The following is a 21,420-nucleotide window of genomic DNA, read 5'->3' as shown; positions in this document are numbered from 1 at the left end:
AAGACATCCGATCCGATCGGACGGCGACTCGTGGACAGGCGTGGGGAGGGGAGATGACCGGACGCATGGGCGACACCGCCACGCTCCCGGACGTGCCCGTGCGGCTCGCCGCGGTCTTCCTGCCCGCGCCGCTGCCGCGCGAGGGCCGCGTCGCCTTCTGGGACCCCGACGACCAGCCGCTGCCCGACCCGCCCGGCGCCGAACACACCGAGCTGACGGTCGTACGACCCCACGGAGCCTCCGCCCGCCGCCGCACGACCCCCGCGCTCACCCTGCCGCTCGCCCCCGCCCTGCCGCTCCTCGTGCGCGCCCGGCACGACCCCGCCGCCCACCCCGCCACCGCCTGCTGGGGCGCCGCCGCGCTGCACGCGCTGCGGCTCACCGCCCGCGGACGCCTGCTGCCCGGCCTCACCCCGTCCGGCCACGACGCCTGGCGGGCCGGCCCCCTCGACCCCGACGACATCGCCCACCTGCGGGCCGTCGCCGCCGCCCTGCCCTATGAAGGGCACGCGGTGCCCCTGCCCGGCTCCGGCCCGCTCACCCTGCCGGCGCCGGACGCGCTGATGCGGACCTTCCTCGACGCCGTCGCCGACACCCTGCCCCGCACCCCGGCCGCGCCCCACGCCTACGGCAGGCCGTTCGCCGCCCGCGAGGCACAGCGGCTGCACCGCGCCCGGGACTGGGCCGCGGAGGTCGCCGCCGGCATGGACGCGGGCGTACGGATCTCGCTGCGCCTGGACCTGTCCGCGCGGGACCTCTTCGACCGGACCGACGACGACCACGACGGCCACGGCGGTGGCGCCGCCGGCGTGCGCCGGGCCGGGGCGGCGATCGTCCAGGTCCACAGCCTCGCCGACCCCACGCTGGTGGCCGACGCCGCCGCGCTGTGGGCGGGCGAGGCGGACGCCGCGTTCGGGCCCCGCGCGCGCGTGGACGCCGCGCTCGCCGTGCGGCGGGCCGCCCGGGTGTGGCCGCCGCTCGGCCGGCTCGCCGAGCAGGACACCCCAGACGTGCTGGCCCTGTCCGACGAGGAGCTGGGCGACCTGCTCGGCACCGCGGCCGGCCGGCTCACCGCGGCCGGGATCGCCGTCCACTGGCCGCGCGACCTCGCCCACGACCTCAGCGCCACCGCCGTGGTGCGGCCCGCGCCCGGCTCGGCGACCGACGGCACCGGCTTCTTCGACAGCGAGGAGCTGCTGCAGTTCCGCTGGCAGCTCGCCCTCGGCGGCGACCCGCTCAGCGAGGCCGAGATGGACACCCTCGCCGAGGCGCACCGCCCCGTCGTCCGGCTGCGGGACCGCTGGGTGCTCGTCGACCCCGCGCTGGTCCGCAAGGCCCGCAAGCGCGACCTCGGCCTGCTCGACCCCGTCGACGCCCTCGCCGTCGCGCTCACCGGCACCGCCGACGTCGACGGCGAGAGCGTCGAGGCCGTCCCGGCCGGCACACTCGCCGCCCTGCGCGACCGCCTCACCGCGGGCCTGCGCCCCGCCCAGCCGCCGCCCGGCCTGGCCGCCACCCTCCGCGACTACCAGCTGCACGGCCTGGCCTGGCTGGACCTGATGACCTCGCTCGGCCTTGGCGGCTGCCTCGCCGACGACATGGGCCTCGGCAAGACGGTCACCCTCATCGCCCTGCACCTGAAGCGGGCCCGCCCCGAGCCGACGCTCGTCGTCTGCCCGGCCTCGCTGCTCGGCAACTGGCAGCGCGAGATCACCCGGTTCGCACCCGGCGTCCCCGTCCGCCGCTACCACGGCCCCGACCGCACCCTGGACGACCTGTCCGGCGGCTTCGTCCTCACCACCTACGGCACGATGCGCTCCGCCGCCCCGGCTCTCGCCCGGCAGCGCTGGGGCATGATCGTCGCCGACGAGGCCCAGCACGTGAAGAACCCGTACTCCGCCACGGCCAAGGCCCTGCGCACCCTCCCCGCCCCCGCCCGCGTCGCCCTCACCGGCACCCCCGTCGAGAACAACCTCTCCGAGCTGTGGGCCCTGCTCGACTGGACGACCCCTGGCCTGCTCGGCCCGCTGAAGTCCTTCCGCGCCCGGCACGCGCGCGCGGTGGAGAGCGGCGAGGACGAGGAGGCGGCACAGCGCCTCGCCCGCCTGGTCCGGCCGTTCCTGCTGCGCCGCAAGAAGTCCGACCCCGGCATCGTGCCCGAGCTGCCGCCCAAGACGGAGACCGACCACCCGGTGCCGCTCACCCGCGAACAGGCCGCGCTGTACGAGGCGGTGGTGCGCGAGTCGATGCTCGCCATCGAGACCGCCGAGGGCATCGCCCGCCGCGGCCTCGTCCTGAAGCTGCTCGGCGCGCTCAAGCAGATCTGCGACCACCCCGCGCTGTACCTGAAGGAGGACCACGCCACGGCGCACACCGACCGCCTCGCCGCGCGCTCCGGCAAACTCGCCCTGCTCGACGAACTCCTTGACACGCTCCTCGCCGAGGACGGCTCCGCCCTGGTCTTCACGCAGTACGTCGGCATGGCCCGGCTGATCACCGCGCACCTGTCCGGCCGGGCGATCCCGGTGGACCTGCTCCACGGCGGCACGCCGGTACCCGAACGGGAACGCATGGTGGACCGCTTCCAGAGCGGCGCCACCCCCGTCCTGGTCCTCTCCCTGAAGGCGGCAGGCACCGGCCTGAACCTCACCCGCGCCGGTCACGTCGTCCACTTCGACCGCTGGTGGAACCCGGCCGTCGAGGAGCAGGCCACCGACCGCGCCTACCGCATCGGCCAGACCCAGCCCGTGCAGGTCCACCGCCTCATCACCGAGGGCACGGTCGAAGACCGCATCGCCGACATGCTCACCAGCAAGCGCGCCCTCGCCGACGCCGTCCTCGGCTCCGGCGAGGCGGCCCTCACCGAACTGACCGACCGCGAACTGGCCGACCTGGTCTCGCTGCGGAGGGAGGCGTGATGGACCCGACGGAACCCAGCCCCGCCGAGGCCGCCCGCCGGGCCCTGCGGGTGGCACGGGCGCGTGGCCGCAACTTCGAGCAAGGGGAGCGGACCGAGGGACCCGTGGAGGACCTCACGGCCGGGTACGCCGCCGAGACGCCCGGCGAGGCCCTCGCCGAGGTGCGGCACGACCGCGCCGAGGCCCCCCGCCCGGACTCCGGGACCGTCACCGACAAGGAAGCCGCCCCGGCCCGCACCGACCTGCCGCCGAGGCCCGCCGACGCCGCCCGCGCGGCCCTGCGGCGGGCCGTGGCGGCCAGGCGCGAGACCGGGGCGGAGCCCGAGCCGAAGCCACAGCCCGAGCCAGGTGACGAGGGCGGGCGCCCCCACGACGAGCCCTCCTCTGACGAGTCCCCGGACCCGGCCCAGGTCGCGCCCACCCCGGCCGACCCGGCGGACACGGCCGTCCCGGCGGCCCCGGCCGTCCCGGCGGACACGGCCGTCCCGGTGGACCCGGTCGTCCCGGTGGACCCGGTCGTCCCGGCGGACCCGGCGGTACCGGCGGACCCGGCCGTCCCCGCCGACCCCCCGCCCTCGGCCGACCAGCCCACCCCGGCCGAGGAGCCGTCCGCGTCGACCGCCGTACGGCCCGCCGACCGTGCCCGCGAGGCCCTGCGGGCGGCCCGCGCGGAGGCCCGGCGCGGCTCGACCGGCACCGCGGAGACGGATGCCGGGACGCCCGTCCGGCGACGCCGCCAGACCGAGCGCCCGGCCGAGCGCCCGGCCGACGCGCCGGCCGAACGGGCCCGGGACGTACGCCGGTTCCTGGCGAGCGCCTTCCGCATGCCGACCGAAGCCACCGGCTCCGCCGGGACCACCCACCCTGTCGATACTGCGGGTGTGGAGCGTGCCGTTGGTGCTGAGGGTGCAGAAACCCCGGCCGCACTCGGCCCCCTCCCCACAACCGGCCCCACCGACGCCTCACCCACCGGCGATCCCGCTGAGGTCCGTCACATCAGCGATGCCGGCGACCCCGCGCCCCCACCCCCCGCCCGCTCACCCGCCCCCACCACCATGGCGGCCCCCACCAGGGACGGCGACCACCGCCGCACCTTCCCCCGCTTCCCGCCCCGGACCGCCCCGCGCACCGGCACCGCCGCAACCACCGCCCCCGAAAGCAGCGACACCACCCCCGCCTTCGCCGAGACCTGGTGGGGCAACGCCTGGGTCGACGCGCTGGAGCGGGGAGCGCTGGACGCCAAGCGGCTGGCCCGCGGACGGGGGTACGCCGAGCAGGGCAACGTGGACGCCATCACCGTGACGCCCGGCCTCGTCCTCGCGTACGTGCAGGGCAGCCGCCCCCGCCCGTACCGCGTGCAGGTGCGCCTGCGCACCCTCGGCGACGCCGACTGGGCGCGGTTCCTGGACGCCGCGGCCGAGCGGCCCGGGCACATCGCGGCGCTGCTCGACAAGGAGATGCCGCACTCCCTGGCCGAGTGCGGTGTCCCGCTCCTGCCCGGCCCCGGGGACCTGGAGCCGCACTGCAGCTGCCCCGACCGCGGCCATCCCTGCAAGCACGCGGCCGCCCTGTGCTACCAGACCGCACGCCTGCTGGACGCCGACCCGTTCGTGCTGCTCCTGCTGCGCGGCCGGGGCGAGCGGGAGCTGCTGGATGCGCTGTCCCGGCTCAGCGCCACCCGTGCGGCCCGCGCCGCGCAGGAGCGGGAACCGGCCCCGCTGCCCGGGATCCGCGCCGCGCAGGCGCTGGCACCCCGTCAGCTTCCCCCGCTGCCGCCGCCCTTGCCCGTGCCCGCGCACCCGGAGCAGCCGCCCGTGTACCCGGGCGTTCCCGACGGCCCGGACGCGCTCGCGCTGGACCAGCTGGCCACCGACGCCGCCGCCCGCGCCCACGCCCTGCTCGCCACCGGCCACGACGAGACCGGCGAGCTGACCCTGTGGCAGGACGCGGTGCGGCTGGCGGCGGCCCGCCCCGGCTCGGGCCTGACCGCCGGCAGCCGTGCCCTGTACGCGTCGCTGGCCGCGGCAGCCGGCCGTACCCCCGGGGAGCTGGCGCGTGCGGTGGCCGCCTGGCGGCAGGGCGGGCCGGAGGGGCTCGCCGTGCTGGAGGAGCCGTGGGACCCGCCGGCCGGCCGCTTCGACCGGGCCCGGCCGCTGCTGCTCGCCGCCGACCTCCCGGCCTTCCGGCCGTGGCGCAACCGGCTCACCCACCCGCGCGGCCATGTCCAGCTCCGCCTGGGCCGCGACGGTCTGTGGTACGCCTACGAGTCGGAACCCGGCGCCGACGACTGGTGGCCCCGGGGCACACCCGACCCGGACCCGGTCGGCGCGCTGACGGGCCTCGGCGCGCCCGACGAAGCCCTGGAGGGCTGACCGGGTCCGCGCCGGTCGGGCGTCAGCGCACGGGGAACCCGAAGGAGTAGCCCTGTTCCTTCAGCTGGGGCAGGATCCGGCGCAGGGCCGCCACCGTCTGGGAGCGGTCGCCGCCCGCGTCGTGGAACAGCAGCGTCGGCCCGTTGGGCAGTTCCCGCTGGACCGTGGCGACGATCGCGTCCGTGCCGGGACGCTCGAAGTCCTTGGTGTCGACGTTCCAGCCCAGCGGACGCATGCCGCGGGAGGCGGCCAGGGTGCGGCTGTAGGGGGTGAACGCGCCGCCCGGCGCGCGGTAGTACATCGGCCGCACACCGCCGGACGCCTCGGTGATCATGCGTTCGGCGTCGAGTATCTGCTGTGCCTGGTACTGCTGGGACTTCTTGTCCATGGCGGTGTCGTGCGACACCGAGTGGTCGCACAGCCGGTGTCCGGCGGCGACGACCTTCTTCACCAGGTCCGGGTGGGCCTGCGCCTGCGTCCCCACCATGCAGAACGTGGCCTTCACCCCGAACTCGTCCAGCACGTCCAGCATCTGCGGCGTCCACACGGGGTCCGGGCCGTCGTCGATGGTGATGTTGACGCCGCGCGCCCCCGCGTCCGAGGCGTGCGCGATGGTCACGGTCACCCGCTGCTGGGCGGCGGCCGGCGAGGCCGACGCGGCAGGCCCGGGCGAGGCCGAGCTGACGGCGCCGGCCTGCGCCGCCCACACCGACGCGCCGGCGGCCGCCACCACCAGCCCGAGAGCCGCCCCGACCGTCTTGCCGTACCAGCCGCGCCCGCCGCTGTGACGTGCCATGTCCGCCCCGCTTTCCCGCAGTTCCCGCAAGTTCCCGAAAGTCCTGGCCGCTGTGCTGCCAACTGACGGGACGAGGAAAGGCGCCCGCAGGATGCGTCCGTTACCGATCAAGGACAATTCCGGGGGATTTCAGGGACAACCCGTGAGGGCCGTACCCCGAAGTCACCTACGGGGTACGGCCCTCAACGGCCTTCAGCCGCACTCGGCGGCCTCGGCGGCCGTCCGTGCGGAGCGCGCGTCAGCCGCCCGGCTGCGCTCCCGACGTGCGGGAGCCGGTCGCGCCCGGCTTGGCCGGAGCCCAGCCGGGCTTAGCCGACGCCTCGGCGGGGTCGGGTTCCGCCAGGGTCAGCCCCCAGGCGTCGTCCTCGCCGATACGGGCCTCGATCTCCTTGACCTGCCCGGACTTGGCGAAGTACAGCACGACGACCTGCCGTACGGATCCCTCGTCGTAGAAGTCCGCCGTCACCTCGCCCTTGGCCGCCGCGCCGAACGCCTTGACCCAGTTGCGGGCCGTGGCGTCGGCGTCCTTGTCGTCGACGCCCAGCGCGGCCAGGCCCTCGGTGTCACCGTCCGCCAGCCGCCACACGGCCTCCTGCACGGTCTGCAGGCTGCCCGTGGAGGGGTAGCCGACGACGTGCAGCGGCGGGTGGCTGCTGTAGTCGGTCTGGTAGGCGTGCGACGTGTCCGACGAGCAGCCCGCGAGGAGCCCGCCCAGAACGGCCGCCGCGGCGGCGGCGCCGGCCGCCCTCGTCTTGCGTGCCATGTCAGTTCCTTGCCTTGGGGCGCAGCACGATGACCTTCTCGATGTAGTTCGCCTTGCCCTTGTACCGCATGATGGCGGCCGCCAGGCTGGTCCGGTTCGAGCTGCCGTGCTGGATCAGCTGCAGACCGTGCCGGTTGCGTTCCACGATGGCCACGTGGTTGTACCCCCGCTCCTTCTTCCACTTGAACAGTACGAGGTCCCCGGGCTTGGCGTAGGCGGCCGAGATGTGCTGCGCGCCGCGGTAACCGAGCATGTGGCGGCGGAAGTTCTCCGCGCCCGCCCAGGTGTAGCTCTTGTTCTTGATCTGGCCGAAGAAGTAGTACTGCTGCCACCACGACCGGTCGTGCTTGCGGCCGCCCATGCGCTGCTTCATGCCGCCGCCGTAGTAGAGGGCCTTCGACACGAAGTTCGTGCAGTCCTGGCCGTACTCCCAGCCGGTGTTGATGTTCCTCGACGCCCACCGGACCGTACCCGAACCGGAGACGGCAGCGGCGCGCTGGACGCGCACCGGGGACGCCGCGGCGGTGCCGGCGGCCGGTGCCGCCTGCTCGACGGGCAGGCCGTCCGCGTCGAGCGCGATCGGCTCGTCGGGCACCTCGGTGACCGGGCCCGGCTCCTCGCCGCTCTCCAGGGCGCTGTCCGCCGCCGCCGACGCCGGCAGCACCGCCTCGGTCGCGGGGGCGTCGGCCTCGATGTGCAGCAGGGGGGCGCCGCTGTTGGTGCTGAAGGTGAACCGCTGCTCCCTGCGCCCCTCCTCCGGCTCGCCGCCGGAGTCCGCGGCGGTCAGGACGGCCGTGTCCTCGACGACGGCCCGCAGGAAGACCGTGCCGTTCTCGTCGACGCCGACCAGCACGTCGGACAGCTTGGTCGTCATCTCGGTGTAGCGCTGCCCGTGCCGGGCCAAGGCCTCACGGGAGGCGACGAGGTCCGCGGCCTGCGCGCCGAGCAGGTCCTGGAACGAGGCGCCCCGGGAACTCGCCGCGAGCGCGGCCGCGGCCGTCGGCCGGGCGCCGGTGAGCAGGGCGGCACGGGCGTCGACGTACTGCTGCACGATCTCCCGGTAGCTGCCCGCGCCGCCGGGCACGGCGACGGTGGTCACCGGCTCCGACGCGGTCTCGGGACCGGTGCCGTACGGAGTGCGCGCCGACACCGTCACCCGGTAGGGGGCGGCGTTGCGCAGGCCGGTCACCACGGCGTGCGTCTCACGGGTGGTGGTCCTCGCGGCCTCGCTGCCGTCCTCCGCGCGGACGACGACCGTGTACTCCGCGCCGTCCGCCGACGAGCCGAGGTCCTGCGGCGCGTTCCACGTCGCCAGCAGACCGCCGTCGCCGCCGCTGGCGCGCAGCTCCTGCGGGGCGCCCGGCGCGGCCGGTGCCACGTAGTCGACGACGAGCCGCGGCCGCTTCGCCGTCTCCGGGCTGCGGCCGGAGTGGTACGACACCGTGGAGCCGACATCGGCGGCGGGCAGCCGCAGCGCCAGCCCCTCGCCCGTGCCCTCGTCCAGCCAGGCCTGCACGACGGGCGTCAGATCCTGCGCCTCGGGCAGCGCGGCGTCGGTGAACGGGGCGTCGTCCAGCACGCCGAGCAGACCGGTGCCGGTGTGCGGGGCGGGCCACGCCTCGAACAGCTGGTACGGCTCGACCGGCCGCGGGGCGCAGGCCGCGCCGCCGCACTCGGCGGGCGTCAGCAGCAGCCGGGCGCGGGTGATCCGCGCGCCCGCGGGCACCTTGCCCAGATCCGGCTTGAGCCAGACGGCCCGCTCGCCGGACGCGCCGCCGCCCAGGGTCAGCCGGGCGTCGTCGACCGCGGGGCAGCCGCCGGAGGCGCAGGCACCGCTGCCGACCGGGACCGTCGTGTCGGCGAGGGCCGTACCGCTCAGCGTGACGGACGTGGTCGCCGGGGCACCCGGGTCCGGCGCGGCCGTGGCGGTGAGCTCCTGCTCGTAGGACCAGGCCGAGCAGCCCAGGTCGGTGCAGGCGCGCATCGCCCACAGATAGGTGGTGCCGGCCTTCAGCGCCCCCTCGGGCACCCGGGACAGGGCACGCTGGCCGCTGTCCACCCACGCCTCGGGGACGGTCACCCCGGGCAGCTGCCTGCCGTCGGCGTCCCGCACCGCGAACTCGGCGCGCACCCGGCCCTGTTCGGGGCTGGACACCAGACCAGACAGCACCGGCGTGAGCGACTGCGTGGCACCCGCCTCCAGCGCCTGCGGCATGTCCGGCAGCCCACCGGGCCGGCGCCCGGTCGCCACCGTGAACGTGGCCCAGTCGGACCAGGCGAGGTTGTAGTGCGTGCCGTCGTACGGGCTGGTGCGGAAGCGGTAGGTGGCACCGTCCTTCAGCAGGCCGTCCGGCACGGTCACGGCCGCCGCCCGCCCGGACTCCACGCGCGGCGAGACGAGGTAGTCGCCCACGCGCGTGCCGGTCGCCGCGTCGACGATCTCGAAGGTGCCGGTGACCCGGTCGCCGTCCTTGTCGGAGAACGTGTCCCGCAGCGTCGGCGTGGTCGTGTTCACCTGCCAGGTGCCGGAGGCGTCCTGGGTGAAGGGCGGACCGGCCTGCCGGTTGTTGCCGGAGCGGGGACGGAAGTTGTACGTCACCGTCAGCTTCGGCGGATTGTCCGTGGCGTTGGCCGAGTTGACCCGCTTCCACTGCGCGACCGCCGACTCGTCGGCGGCCGTCAGGGCCATGCTCGACTGCGGCGCCTTCGAGGACGCCCAGGTCTGCACGAGCGACGTCACGTCGGCGTCGATCCAGCCGTCCGCGCCGCAGCTCGCGTTGCCCTTGGTCGCGGTGGACGTCGCCGTCTTGTCGTGCAGCGCGGGCGCGGAACCCCACCGGCTGGCGGTGGAGGCCTTGTCGGCCGACCAGACCACCCACGGCTGGGCCTTGCAGTCGGTGTTGCCGGAGTGGAAGTTCCACAGGCTGAGCTTGGCGCTGCTGACCAGGGCGTCGGCGATGGGAGCCGTTCCCCAGGTGAGGTACGACCGTGCCGTACGCGGCGTCCCGTTGGCGTTCTTGGTGCCCGGGTTGCCGAAGTCCAGCTCGGTGTCGGTGGACCAGTCGCGGGTCTCGCCCTGCTGGACGTAGGTGTCGAAGACGGTGCCGAGCACGGAGGTCGACGGGTCGACCGTCACCGGGTACCGCGTCGCCGGGTCGGCCAGGAACGCGGCGTCGGGCGTCACCACCAGGTCGACGGACGAGCCGTGCTGCACCACCTTCATCGCCGCCGGCACGCGGTGCGTGTGCTCGCCGGACCGCTCGTCGACGGTGGCGTCCCACATCACCGGCGCGGGCATGACGGCCCGCCGCTGCCCGGTCCTGCGGTCCGTGAACAGCACGCTGCCGTCGGCCTGTTGGGTGGCCCGCAGCCCCTTGGCGCGCAGCGGCAGGGTGTAGCCGTAGTCCTTCGTCGCCGGGCGCTGCTTGATCTCGACGTACTGCTCGAAGCCGGTGCGGGTCGCCTCGACGACGACGTCGGCGCCGGGTACGGCGTTCGGGTACGTGGCCCGGTTGCCGTCCAGCACGGGCTGCGGCAGGCCGCCCTTCCACTGCAAGGCGACCTGCTGCTCGCCCTCGCCGAGGGTGACGAGGTCGCGGGCGCCGGCCGTGCGTGTCGCGCTCAGCGACGGAGCGGGCGTGCCGCCCTTGCCGGCGAGGGTGAGCGAGGCGGGGTGCGCCTTGGCGACCACGGAGCCGTCGCCGCGTTCGGTGAGGTCGGTGTCGACGGTCACCCAGCGGCCGTCCCGGTCGAACCGGACCGGTCCGGCGGCGAGTTCGCTCGTCAGCGACCCGTCCGGGTTGACCCAGGTGGTCGCGGTCTCGGTGCGCTCGGACAGCGCCTCGACCCGCTCCCCGGACCGCTGGGCGGCGGCCCGCGCCGAGGCGACGTCAGGGGCGGAGAGGTTCCCGGCCGGCCGGTGCGCCTCGGCGGCCGGCACGGCGACCGCGGGCGCCGGCACGGCCAGGACGGTACCCCCCAACAGGGCCAGGGACAGCGCGACAAGCGCCGGGGTGCGCCGGGCGGGGGCGCGCGAAGATGTCCGTTCCCCCGGAACGGACGGCGATATGTACATGTGTGTGCTTCGACCTTAGGTCAGAGATCGATGAAGAAGTCGTAAAGCTAATGCGTGGGGGAGCGGGGCCTGCTGCCCAGGCAGGCGATGTTTCCGGCATATCGGATTCGTCACGGTAGAGACCTTGATCACGCCCGGGGGAGGCAACCGAAAGTGCCGGTTTTCCGTACGAGGGTGCCGGCGCCCGCCCGGCGCCGGCACCCCTGCGGGTGGCCCGTACGGGTCACCTCTTGCGTCGGCGGACCAGCCACACCAGTACGGCCGTACCGGCGGCCGCCAGCACCAGGCCGCGGTGGTCCCGCGTCGCCCGGCCGACCCTGGCGGACGTCTGCTGAACCGGTTCGGGAGCCTTGTCGTGCCACAGCCGGCCGGCCTGGGCCGCCTTCGTCCGGGCCTGCTCCGCGGCGACGGCGGCCTTGTCCTTCACCGGGGCGGGCAGCTGGTCCTGCGCCTGATGGGCGAGGTCCGCGGCCCGCGTCTTCAGTTCGCCCGCCTTGGCGGCGGCCTGGTCCTTGACTGCGATGGCCTTGGCGGTGGCCTGGTCCTTCACCGCGGTGGCCTTGGCCGTGGCCTGCTCCTTGGCCGCGGTGGCCTTCTCCTGGGCGCGCGCCTTGACGTCGGTCCTGGCGGCGAGCGCCTCGACGGTCTCGCCCAGCTCGGCGCGGGTCTGCTCGACCTGCTCGCGCAGCTCCTCGGGGCTCGCGGCGGTGGGCTCGTCGTGGGGTGGCTGGGTCATCGGCGTGCGCTCTCCTTGATCTCGGCCACGTCGGCCTTGACACTCTCGATCGTCTGTTCGGGGGCGGGGGGTGCGGCCTGGCTGACCTGCTTCTTCCCGCCGAGGGCCAGCACGGCGGCGATCACGCCCAGCGCGGCGGTCACGATCAGTGCCGCGGCCCACACGGGCAGGGGCACGGCCAGGGCCGCGATCACGGTGGCCACCAGGGCCTGCAGCATCAGGAAGCCGACGACTCCGGCACCGCCGAACAGCCCGCCGCCCTTGCCGTAGCGTTTGCCCTTCTCCTTCATCTCCGCCTGCGCCAGGCGCATCTCACCGCGCACCAGCTCCGTCAGCTGCTGCGAGGCCCGTTGCACCAGCTCGCTCACCGGCTCCTGGCCGGTAGGGCCCGGACCAGGGCCGGGCCCGGCCGCGGACGGCTGTGTGCTCGTCACGGCGCTCACCTCCCGTCTCCTCGTGTCATGACTGCGGGCCGGGCGTTCCGACCCGCGCACGGCGCGCGAGTACCCCGGATCACCACCTCTCACGGGCGAAGCCGCCGCTTCCCGAGGCGCAGGAGCAGGCGCGGGGTGCGCCGCACGAGCCGGGCGCACACCAGGCCGATGACCGCGCCGGCCGCGACATCGCTGGGGTAGTGGGCCCCCGACTGCACGCGCTGCACCCCCACCACGGCGGCCGGCACCGCGCACACCGCGCCCGCGACCGGCCACGACGCCGCCACGGCGGCCGTGAAGGCCACCGCCGCCGCGGTGTGGCCGGAGGGGAACGAGGACGAGTCGGGGCGGTCCTCCACCTCGTCGTGCGGGATCAACTCCTCGGGTGGCCGCGGCCGGTCGGCCAGCTGTTTGCACAGGCCGTTCGACGCCAGCTGCGCCACCACCAGGGCCGCGAGCCCGGCGGCGGCCGCCTTGCGGCCCCGCCACCCGCCCCGCCAGACCATCACGGCGGCGGCCCCGCACCACAACTTCGTGCCCTCCGCCGCCTCCTCCACCGCCGACAGCACCCGGGCCACCCCGGGCGGAACACGGGAAGCCGCCCGCTGCGTCAGCACCCGATCGACCGCACGCACACCTGTCAAGACGCTCATGAACTGCGATTTCCTCGAACGGCGGAGGGTAATCCGTCCGCTCGTCCGGCATGTGCAGGTTCGAGTGGGTGGGCCCGTACGCGAGAGCGGCACCCGGGGGAGTGGTCCCGGGTGCCGCCCGTCAGGCAGGGGTCGTCACTTGACGTTGACGGCGGTCCAGGCCGCGGCGACCGCCTTGGCCTCGGCGCTGTCGGCGCCGTAGAGGTCGCCGGCCGCCGACAGGGTGCCCTTGCGGGCGCCGGCGTAGTCGGTGGTGGATGTGAAGTACGTGGTCAGGGCCTTGTACCAGATCTGCAGGGCCTTGTCCCGGCCGATCCCGGTGACGGTGGAGCCGTCCTGAGTGGGGGAGTCGTAGTCGACCCCGTTGATCGTCTTCTTCCCGCTGCCCTCGGCCAGCAGGTAGAAGAAGTGGTTGGCGACGCCGGACGAGTTGTGCACGTCCTTGTTCCCGACGTCGGCGGACCAGTAGTCGGCCGAGCCGCCGTCCTTGCTCGGCTTGTCCATGTAGCGCAGCGGCGTGCCGTCGCCGTTGATGTCGATCTTCTCGCCGACGAGGTAGTCGCCGACGTCGCTCGGGTTGTTCGCGGCGAACTCCACACCGGTGCCGAAGATGTCGCTGGTGGCCTCGTTCAGGCCGCCGGACTCACCCGCGTACTCCAGGCCCGCGGTGTTGGACGTGACGCCGTGGCTCATCTCGTGACCGGCGACGTCGAGCGAGGTGAGCGGGGCCTTGTCGCCCTCGCCGTCGCCGTAGGTCATGCAGAAGCAGGAGTCGTCCCAGAAGGCGTTGACGTACGCCTTGCCGTAGTGGACGCGCGAGTAGGCGCCGACACCGTCGTTCTTGATGCCGTTGCGGCCGAAGGCGCTCTTGTAGAAGTCCCAGGTGACCTGCGCGCCGTAGGCCGCGTCGGCTGGTCTCCGGCGGCGGTCGCCGCCGAGGCCGTGGTCCCGTCGCCCCAGGTGTCGTTGTCCTGCGTGAACAGGGTGCCGGTGCCGGATTCGCCGTGGGCGAGGTCGTACGTCTTGTGACCGCCGCGCGAGGCGTCGGTGAGCGTGTACGAGGAGCCGGACTGCGTGCTCGTCAGATCCACCTTCCCGCTGTACTTCGTGTTGCCGACGCCGGTCTCGACGGCCTGGTACTGGAACAGCTTCCGGCCGGTGGCGGCGTCGGTGACGACATGCAGCTCGTTCGGGGTGCCGTCGTCCTGGAAGCCGCCGACGACGGTCTCGTAGGCGAGGACGGGCGTGCCGGACGCGGCCCAGACGACCGTGCGGGGCGCCCGGGAGGCGCGGGACTTCTCGGAGCCGGCGGACTTCGCCACGCCCAGGGCCTGCTGCTCTGCCCGGTCGGGAGCGATGCGTGGCGTGAGCGAGGCGGGCTTCACCGAACCCTGCGCCGCTCTGGTCACGCCCTTGCGCTCGCCGGACTTCGCCGTGTGCACGATCAGGTCGCCGCCGAGCACGGGCAGGCCGGCGTAGGTGCGCTCGTAGCGGGTGTGCACGGTGCCGTCGGCGTCCCTGACGACGTCCTTGACGACCAGTTTCTCCTGGGTGCCGAGTCCTATCGCCTGCGCCGTCGCGGCGGCCGAGGTCCGGGCCTGCTGGAGAAGGCTGGTGCGGGCGGTGGCGGACAGGGCGACCGGAGCCGCGCCGGGCCGGTCCTGTGCGGCCGGCTGTGCCGTGGCCGCGCCGCCGAGGGTGGTGCTCAGCAGCGCTCCGGCCGCGACGGCGGTGGCGAGGGCCAGCAGGGTGTGCTGGTGACGCTGGGAACGGGAGGTCACACAAACTCCTCTAGAGGGGTGTGGGGGGTGGTCCGGCCGGCAGGCGCCGGCCGGTTGGGCGTGGGGGGTGGTCGATGCGGCGCCGCGGCCCGGCCCGCAGGCATGCCCGTCCATGACATGCCTGTCCTGCACATGACAAGTTTCAACAACTTCGCGACCTCGATGGCCGGGAGGAGCGATCGGCGGGGCCGTACGCTCCGGCGGGCTGCGGGCTGCGGGCTGCGGGCTGCGGGCTGCGGGCTGCGGGCTGCGGGCTACGGTCTTCCGGCCGGGCCCGCGCTCGCCGGGTGACCCGGGGTCACTCGGGCGGTCAACAGCCTGACGGCAGCGCGACGCATGAAGTCTCCATGGAATGTGGGGGGTTGGAGAGGTGAACACGACAGAACCGCAGACGTGACCGGGAGCGCTACGCCCGTTTCCAAGGTCCGACAACTCTCCCACAGCTCCTTCACAGCCCAGGCACACGCAGCCGCTCAGGCGGGGCTCAGCGGATGCGCCGCCGTGGGGGAGCGCGGCGGCCAGGAGTGCGGCGAGAGAATGCCGAGCACGTAGGCGCGCGCCACCAGCGCCGGACGGGTGGCGGCGCCCAGCAGACGCCGGAGGCGGGCGAGGTGGTAGTCGACCGTCTGCCGCGACAGGCGCAGCGCCGCGGCGACACCGGCGTTGTCGTGTCCCGCGGCCAGCAGGGCGAGGATCCGCACCTGGGCCGGCGTGAGCACGGGATGCGGTTCGTGGCTCAGGCCGGGCCGCGTGACGACCGCCCACACGCCCGCGTCCCGCTCCCGGGTGCGGTGGGCGACGCTCAGGTGGACCCACACGCGGCGCAGGCGCCGGTCCCCGTCGACGAGCACGGCACCGGACTGCGCGTTCCTGCGCCGCCCGGCGGTCAGTTCACGCCAGACGGCGTGCAGCGCGGCGCGTTCCGGACTCTCGGCGAGGAAGGCGTCGGCCGGCGTGCCCACCAGGTCGCTCGGCCGCAGCCGCAGTAACTCGGCGGCAGCGGTGCTCGCCTCGCCCACCACCCCGTCCGCGGACAGGCGTACGCAGGGCAGGCCGCTGCGGTCCCGCAGGGCGCGCAGGTCCTCCTCGGCCCGGCGCCTGCCGTCCAGCGCGTGGACGTACTCGGTGACGTCCACATAGGTGCCCGCCACACAGCGCAGCGCGCCCCAGGACACGGGAAAGCGGTATCCCGCCGCGTGGCCGGGGGAGCCGTCCGGGCGCCGGTAGGTGAGCGTGTGGCGCAGGGAGCGGCCGCCGGTGAGGATCTCGTCGTCGAGCGCCAGGAACCGGGCCGCGTCGTCCGGGGCGTCGAACTCGCCGAGGTGACGGCCGACCATCCGGTCGGGCGTGGTGCCGTACAGGTGGGCGTAGGCGTGGTTGGCCCACACGTAGCACCCGGCGGCGTCGCGCACGAACATCGCCGCCGGGCTCAGATCGGCGAACGACGCGTAGGCACCGGCGCCCGCCGGCGCGCCGCCGCCGCCCACCTCCACCGCCACGCCCCGGCTGCCACCGCGCCCGCTGTCGCCGCCCCGGGCCGACCAGGTGACGTCGAAGGTGCGGCCTTCGAACCGGGTGCGGCGGGGGCCGGCACCCGGCCGGGCGCCTCCGCCCGACGGCGCGTCGTCGGCCGAGAGGGCTTTCAGGAACCGGTGCGCCATGTGCTCGTCGGCGAATGCGCCGCCCCCGCTGCGCAGCCGCCCCGAGTCGGCGTCCGTCTCCCACCAGGACACCGGCAGACGGGCGAGCAGTGTCTCGAAATCGACCTCGTCCACAGCCCAACTCCTTGAATCCCGTACGGAAGTCACGGTGTGTGACATCTCATGCGTGTCCCGTACATGCCCAGCCATGCGGCCCGCCCCAGGCCCGCGGGCCACCCGGCCCGCGATCCGACTCAGGCATCTGCCTGAGACCACCGCGCTCGAAGCGGCGGGAGCCGGGAAACCCGACTGCTTCGCTGGACAGGAACCGTCCCACGACGCACGCGGACGGCAGGCCGCACGGCGGTCTGCGCGGGCGAGGCGGTGGGGTTCCGGTACCGGACAAGCCCCCCAGACGAAGGAGTTGAAATCCCGTGGCGAAGGTGCTGTACGTGCATGCCAAGGGCGGCCCCCCGGTCGGCTACGCCCTGCCCAGGGTGGCCGCGAGGGCCGAGGTGCACCTGCTGGCACTGACCGAACTGCCCGCGGGCAGCGCGGCGCCCATTCGCGCGTGGTGCGCTTCGGAGGTCACCGCCGGGGACGTGGCAGCGGACGACCTGGTCGCGTCCATCACGTCCCGGGCCCGCGAGGTCGGCGCCGACGCGGTGGTCACCTTCTCGGAGTACGCGGTCGTCGCCGTCGCCGAGGCCGCCCGCCGGCTCGGGCTGCGCGGCGCCGGCCCGGCCGCGGCCCTCGCCCGCGACAAGCGGCTCATGCGCACGGCCTGGGAACGCTGTGGCATCCCCCAGCCCCGCTTCCGGCCCGTTGCCACACTGGACCAACTGCGGACGTCCACCCGCGAGTTACGGTGCCCGCTGCTGCTGAAGGCGGCCTGGAGCGCCGGTTCGACGGCCCACCAGATCATCGAGGTCCCCGCCGACGCCCCGGCCGCGTGGGCGCGTTCACACGCGGTGATGATCGAGTCGGCGCGCCTGGGCTACGCCGAACTCCATGTCGCGGGCGCCGGCGAGGACTTCCTCGTGGAGGAGATCGTCACCGGACACGCGGGGGAGTGGTTCGAGGGACCGGGCTGGGGAGACTACGTCAGCGTCGAGGGCGTGGTCGCGCAAGGCGTCTTCCGGCCGGTCTGCGTGAGCGGCAGGATGCCGACCGTCGCGCCGTTCACCGAACGGGCCGGCATCACACCGGCCGCCGTCACCGGCAAGGCGCAGGACGCCATCGTGGCGCTGGCCCGGCGGGCCGTGGACGCGCTCGGCCTGGAGGACTGCGGCACACACACGGAGATCAAGCTCGGGCCGGGCGGCCGCATGTGGGTGATCGAGACGGCGGCCCGCTTCGGCGGCGCGATGACCGTGCCGCAGATCGAGGAGGTCTTCGGACTCGACCTGGTCGGCCTGTTCACCGACCAGTTGCTCGGCGGCACACCCGGCTGGCCGGCCAGGGCGCTGACCCCCGCGGACGCCCGGGGCGCGGCCGGCTCCCTCGTCGTCCTCGCCGTGGACGGCTCGGGCGCCCCCTGGCCGCGACGTCACCTGTGGGACTCCACCGCGGTGGTGCGCTCCGCCCCGGTCGGACCGCACAGCAGGCTGCGCGTCGTGGAGGAGAGCTCCCTGCCGGACGGTGCCCCCGTCCCCGTCTACGACCCGGCCGCGGGCGCCAACACCATGGCCGCGCTGTGTCTGCTGTCCGCGGACCGGCCGCAGACCGTCGTCCGCGACTTCACCGCCCTCGTGGACGCCCTGCCGGGCCTCCTGCCCCCGCACGTCACGGAAGGAGCGCGGGCATGACCTCCGCCCTGGACCGCACCGGCCCGGCCGAGGCGGGCGCGGACCGCACCGTCGTCGGCGCCAACCTCACGCTGCCGCTGTTCCGCACCCTGTCCGGTGTCCTCGCCGGGCATCCCTACCTGAAGGTCGTCGTCGACCGGCACGCCTGCACCTGGCACCTCCTGGACACCCGCGTCCACCCCTTCCACGTCGACTACATCGCCACCCGCGTCCTCGGCATGTCCGTGGACGAACTGGATGCCTGCCTCGACGCGTTCAACGCGTCCGTCTACACCGACCCCGACCGCCGCTTCCTGCTGGGCGTGCTGTCCCTGCACACCGACCGGGCGGCCGACGGCACCGAGTGCCCCTTCCTGGTCCTGGAGACCACCGAGGCCGACACCATGCACGGCGCCCTGCTGGAGGAGTTCTACCTCTACGTGCGCGGACGCGTGGACGGACGCCTCCCGCTGCTGCTGAAACCCGCCAACCACGGGCAGGAAGGGGAACTCGCCTCGATCCCCGAGGCGGTCGTCCCCCGCGTCCTCAGCCACAAGCTGTTCGGCGACCGGACCCGCACCTGCCTCAACCCCGGGCAGGCCGAGGGCCGTCTGCGGCACTTCCGCACCACGGCCGCGTACGAGGCGGCCGCCGCCGGTCTCGGCTGGGCGGACATCGTCGCCATGCCCCGCCTGCCCGACGACGTGCCGAGGGTGGCCGGCTTCATCAACACCGCGCCCACCACCCCGCTCTCCCACACCAACGTGCTCGCCTCCGGCTGGGGCATCCCGAACGCCATCGTGCGCGACCTCGACACCCTCGACGACCCGGACGCCCCCGACGGGCGGGGCGGCCTGGACGGCACCTGGGTGCGCTACCGGGTGAGCGAGGACGCCGTCACCCTGGAGCCGCTCGCCGCCCCGCCCCGGCTGACCAAGCCCGCCTGGCACCAGCAGCGCATCCGCATCGACACGCCCCTGCTCGAAGAGGCCCCCGTCCTCGCCCTGCACCGGCTGCGGCGCTCCGACCGTGACAGCTACGGCACCAAGGCGGCCAACCTCGGTGAGCTCCACCACGTCCTCGACAGCCGGACCGCCGACCTGACGGCGTTCCACGCCCGGCCCCGCCCGCCGCGCCAGGACCTCCTCGGCCACCTGGCGGCCCGGCTCGGTGAGCGGGACGCCGCACGCGAGCACCTCCGGGCGGCCGCCGCCCGGTACGTGGCGGACACCGTCCGCGCACCCGACGGCGTGGCGCTGCCCTTCCGCCTGCACCATCTGTTCCTCACCTCGTCGCCCGCCCTCCAGCAGGGCATCGGCAAACTGAAGATGGCCCTGGAACTCGGCGCGTTCGACCTCGTCGACCCCCTGTGCCTGAACCTCCAGCAGCTCGTGCGGGCCACGCCCGTACCGCCGGACGTGGCCCGCGCCATCACCTCCGCGGTGCCGCGGCTGCTCGCGGGCGGACGCCGCATGGTGGTGCGCTCCTCCTCCAACGCCGAGGACCTGCCCGGCTTCTCCGCCGCCGGCATCTACGACTCCGTGACCACCGTGCGGGGAGCGGAACACCTCATGGACGCGGTACGGCAGGTGTGGGCGTCCCTGCTGTCACCGCGCAGCGTGCGCCTGCGGCACCAGGTCGGCATCTGCCTGGACGACACCTACATGGGCGTGATCGTCCAGGAGTACCTGCCCGCGAGCCTCGGCGGCGTCCTCGTCACCTGCAACCCCACCCGCCGCGAGGACTTCCGCAACGTGTACGTCAACTGCACCCCCGGCTCGCCCGAACGCGTCGTGGACGGCTCGGTGCTGCCCCAGCAGTACCTGTACAACACCGTCGAGGGCGGCGGGCGCACGCTCGACGTCGGCACCGCCGGAGAGGACCTGCCCGCCGCCACCCGCGCGGCGCTCGCCCGGCTGGCCCTCGCCGGACGCCTGCTGCAGTCCCACTTCGGCGCCGACGACCCCGACGACGCCCTCGACATCGAGTGGCTGATGACCGGCGAAGGGGACTTCCGGCTGGTCCAGATCCGCCCCTACGCCCGGTGAGCCGTCCGATGCCCGCCCGCGCCACCCGCCGTGCCGGCCCGGCCCCCTCCCCGGCCGCCCGCCGCGTCATCCGCCTCAACAACGCCTTCCAGCTGCTGTTCAACCTGCTGTGGTGGATGCCCGTCTTCTACGCCTACCAGCGTGACGCCGGACTGTCCGACGGCCAGATCTTCGGCATCCAGAGCATCTACTACACGGCGTTCTGCCTCTTCGAGATCCCGACCGGCGTGGTCGCCGACCGCATCGGCGCCCGCAACTGCCTGCGGGCCGGCGCGGTCGTCATGACGGCCGCCAACCTGGCCCCCGTCCTCGCCCCCTCCTACACCGGCTTCCTCGTCCACTTCCTCGCCATCGCGGCCGGACGCTCCCTCGCCTCGGGCGCGGCGAGCGCCTACCTCTACGACGCGCTGCGCGCCGAAGGGGCCGACGCGCACTACCTGGACGCCGAGGGCACCGCGCGCTCCCTCGGTCTCGCCGCGAAGGTGCTGTGCTGGCCGCTGGTCGGCCCGCTGATGACGCTGGCCCGGCCCGCCCCGTACGTCCTCAGCGCGGCCTGCGCCGCCGGGTCGCTGCTGTGCGCGCTGGCCCTGCCCCGCCTCGCCCCGCGCCCGGACGCCGGGTGCGATCCGGGCGGACGGCGGCGGAGCACCCTCCTGCACGACACGGGGGCCGCCCTGCGGGCCCTGCGCGCCTCACCGTGGCTGCCGCTGCTCATGGTGCAGGGCGTCGCGGTGTTCACCCTCGCCCGCATCTGCCAGGTCAACCTCTTCCAGCCGGTGCTCCTGGACCACGGCATCGGGGAGGGCGCGCACGGCGGCGTCCTCGCGGCCATGACGGTCGCCGAGGCCGTGGCCTCGGCCCGTCCGCGCTGGCTGAGCCGCCGGCTGTCCGCCGCCCAGTGGGTGTCCCTGCTGAGCGTGGCGCTGGCCGTGACCCTCGCCGCCACCACCCTCGGCGCGCCGTGGGCCGTGCTCGCGCTGCTGTGCGCGTTCGCCGCGATCACCGGGTTCGTGTACCCGGTGCAGCGCAAGCTCGTCAACGACGCCGTCCCGGCCGACGCGCCACGCGCCACGCTGCTGTCCGTGGAGAGCATCGTGGACCGCGGGGTGTGCGCACTGGCGGCGGTCGCCGCGGGCGCCTACCTCACGGCCGGCCGGCTCGACGCCCTGCTGTGGCACAGCGCCGCGGTCACCTGCGTCCTGATCCCGGCCCTGCACCTGGCCCTGCGCCGAACCCGCCGGAGCGCCGGGCCCCGGACCGGGCACCCCACCGCCCGTACACCCGGCCCCGGCTCCCGCGTCCCCCGCCCGCTGGAGCAGCCGGCATCCCTGCCGGCGGACGAGGGCGCCGCCCAGCCGCCCCCGGGCCCCCGGCGGGGCGGGTGAGAGCGTCACGGAGCGCGACTTGGCCGCGGTGC

Annotated in this window: 12 protein-coding genes and 2 pseudogenes; 5 read left to right on the top strand and 9 right to left on the bottom strand. The window is 74.8% G+C overall.

Annotated features, from left to right (window positions below; genetic code table 11):
• Nucleotides 1-53: 53 nt before the first annotated feature.
• Both IE308_RS06690 and IE308_RS06685 read left to right on the top strand, forming a co-directional pair.
• Complete coding sequence (locus IE308_RS06690) at nucleotides 54-2,918, top strand: SCO1167/SCO6262 family helicase (protein ID WP_373314446.1); 2,865 nt, start codon at nucleotides 54-56, stop codon at nucleotides 2,916-2,918.
• A complete protein-coding gene (locus IE308_RS06685) occupies nucleotides 2,918-5,290 on the top strand; it encodes an SWIM zinc finger family protein (RefSeq protein ID WP_190216973.1) in 2,373 nt (790 codons plus the stop codon). The genes IE308_RS06690 and IE308_RS06685 overlap by 1 nt, the downstream gene beginning before the upstream one ends.
• A 22-nt stretch (nucleotides 5,291-5,312) precedes the next feature.
• Here IE308_RS06685 and IE308_RS06680 read toward each other — a convergent pair whose 3' ends face one another.
• The 9 genes and pseudogenes from IE308_RS06680 to IE308_RS06645 form a co-directional block, all read right to left on the bottom strand.
• A complete protein-coding gene (locus IE308_RS06680) occupies nucleotides 5,313-6,086 on the bottom strand; it encodes a polysaccharide deacetylase family protein (protein WP_190216972.1) in 774 nt (257 codons plus the stop codon).
• 238 nt (nucleotides 6,087-6,324) lie between these two features.
• The gene (locus tag IE308_RS06675; RefSeq protein ID WP_110632610.1) at nucleotides 6,325-6,849 is read right to left on the bottom strand and encodes a hypothetical protein; all 525 of its coding nucleotides are present in this window, start codon (nucleotides 6,847-6,849) and stop codon (nucleotides 6,325-6,327) included.
• Nucleotide 6,850: 1 nt separating this feature from the next.
• Nucleotides 6,851-8,833 carry an amidase domain-containing protein gene (locus tag IE308_RS36800; protein ID WP_229908768.1) on the bottom strand — a complete coding sequence of 661 codons (1,983 nt, stop codon included), beginning with the start codon at nucleotides 8,831-8,833 and terminating at the stop codon, nucleotides 6,851-6,853.
• Between the two features lie 258 nt (nucleotides 8,834-9,091).
• A pseudogene (locus tag IE308_RS36795) lies at nucleotides 9,092-10,846 on the bottom strand (DNRLRE domain-containing protein); the annotation flags it as partial.
• Between the two features lie 301 nt (nucleotides 10,847-11,147).
• Nucleotides 11,148-11,660 carry a DUF3618 domain-containing protein gene (locus tag IE308_RS06665; protein WP_190216970.1) on the bottom strand — a complete coding sequence of 171 codons (513 nt, stop codon included), beginning with the start codon at nucleotides 11,658-11,660 and terminating at the stop codon, nucleotides 11,148-11,150.
• Complete coding sequence (locus IE308_RS06660) at nucleotides 11,657-12,028, bottom strand: phage holin family protein (RefSeq protein ID WP_190216969.1); 372 nt, start codon at nucleotides 12,026-12,028, stop codon at nucleotides 11,657-11,659. The genes IE308_RS06665 and IE308_RS06660 overlap by 4 nt, the downstream gene beginning before the upstream one ends.
• A 155-nt stretch (nucleotides 12,029-12,183) precedes the next feature.
• The gene (locus IE308_RS06655; RefSeq protein WP_190216968.1) at nucleotides 12,184-12,747 is read right to left on the bottom strand and encodes a phosphatase PAP2 family protein; all 564 of its coding nucleotides are present in this window, start codon (nucleotides 12,745-12,747) and stop codon (nucleotides 12,184-12,186) included.
• A 135-nt stretch (nucleotides 12,748-12,882) separates the two neighbouring features.
• Nucleotides 12,883-14,528: pseudogene (locus IE308_RS06650) on the bottom strand (M4 family metallopeptidase).
• Between the two features lie 473 nt (nucleotides 14,529-15,001).
• Entirely contained in the window at nucleotides 15,002-16,303 is a 1,302-nt protein-coding gene (locus IE308_RS06645; protein ID WP_229908720.1) for a PAS domain-containing protein, read from the bottom strand.
• A gap of 299 nt (nucleotides 16,304-16,602) precedes the next feature.
• Here IE308_RS06645 and IE308_RS06640 point away from each other — a divergent pair, with 299 nt between their 5' ends.
• Genes IE308_RS06640 through IE308_RS06630 form a run of 3 tightly spaced genes read left to right on the top strand, consistent with a single transcriptional unit; the run spans nucleotide 16,603 to nucleotide 21,388 of the window.
• Entirely contained in the window at nucleotides 16,603-17,976 is a 1,374-nt protein-coding gene (locus IE308_RS06640) for an ATP-grasp domain-containing protein (protein ID WP_190216966.1), read from the top strand.
• The gene (locus IE308_RS06635; protein WP_190216965.1) at nucleotides 17,973-20,003 is read left to right on the top strand and encodes a PEP/pyruvate-binding domain-containing protein; all 2,031 of its coding nucleotides are present in this window, start codon (nucleotides 17,973-17,975) and stop codon (nucleotides 20,001-20,003) included. Before IE308_RS06640 ends, IE308_RS06635 begins: the two co-directional genes overlap by 4 nt.
• On the top strand, nucleotides 20,000-21,388 hold the full coding sequence (locus tag IE308_RS06630) for an MFS transporter (protein ID WP_373314445.1): 1,389 nt from the start codon (nucleotides 20,000-20,002) through the stop codon (nucleotides 21,386-21,388). The genes IE308_RS06635 and IE308_RS06630 overlap by 4 nt, the downstream gene beginning before the upstream one ends.
• Nucleotides 21,389-21,420 lie beyond the last annotated feature (32 nt).

The organism is Streptomyces griseosporeus, from assembly GCF_014656055.1.
GTDB classification, from domain to species: domain Bacteria; phylum Actinomycetota; class Actinomycetes; order Streptomycetales; family Streptomycetaceae; genus Streptomyces; species Streptomyces griseosporeus.
This window is presented reverse-complemented; position numbering and strand designations above follow the sequence as displayed.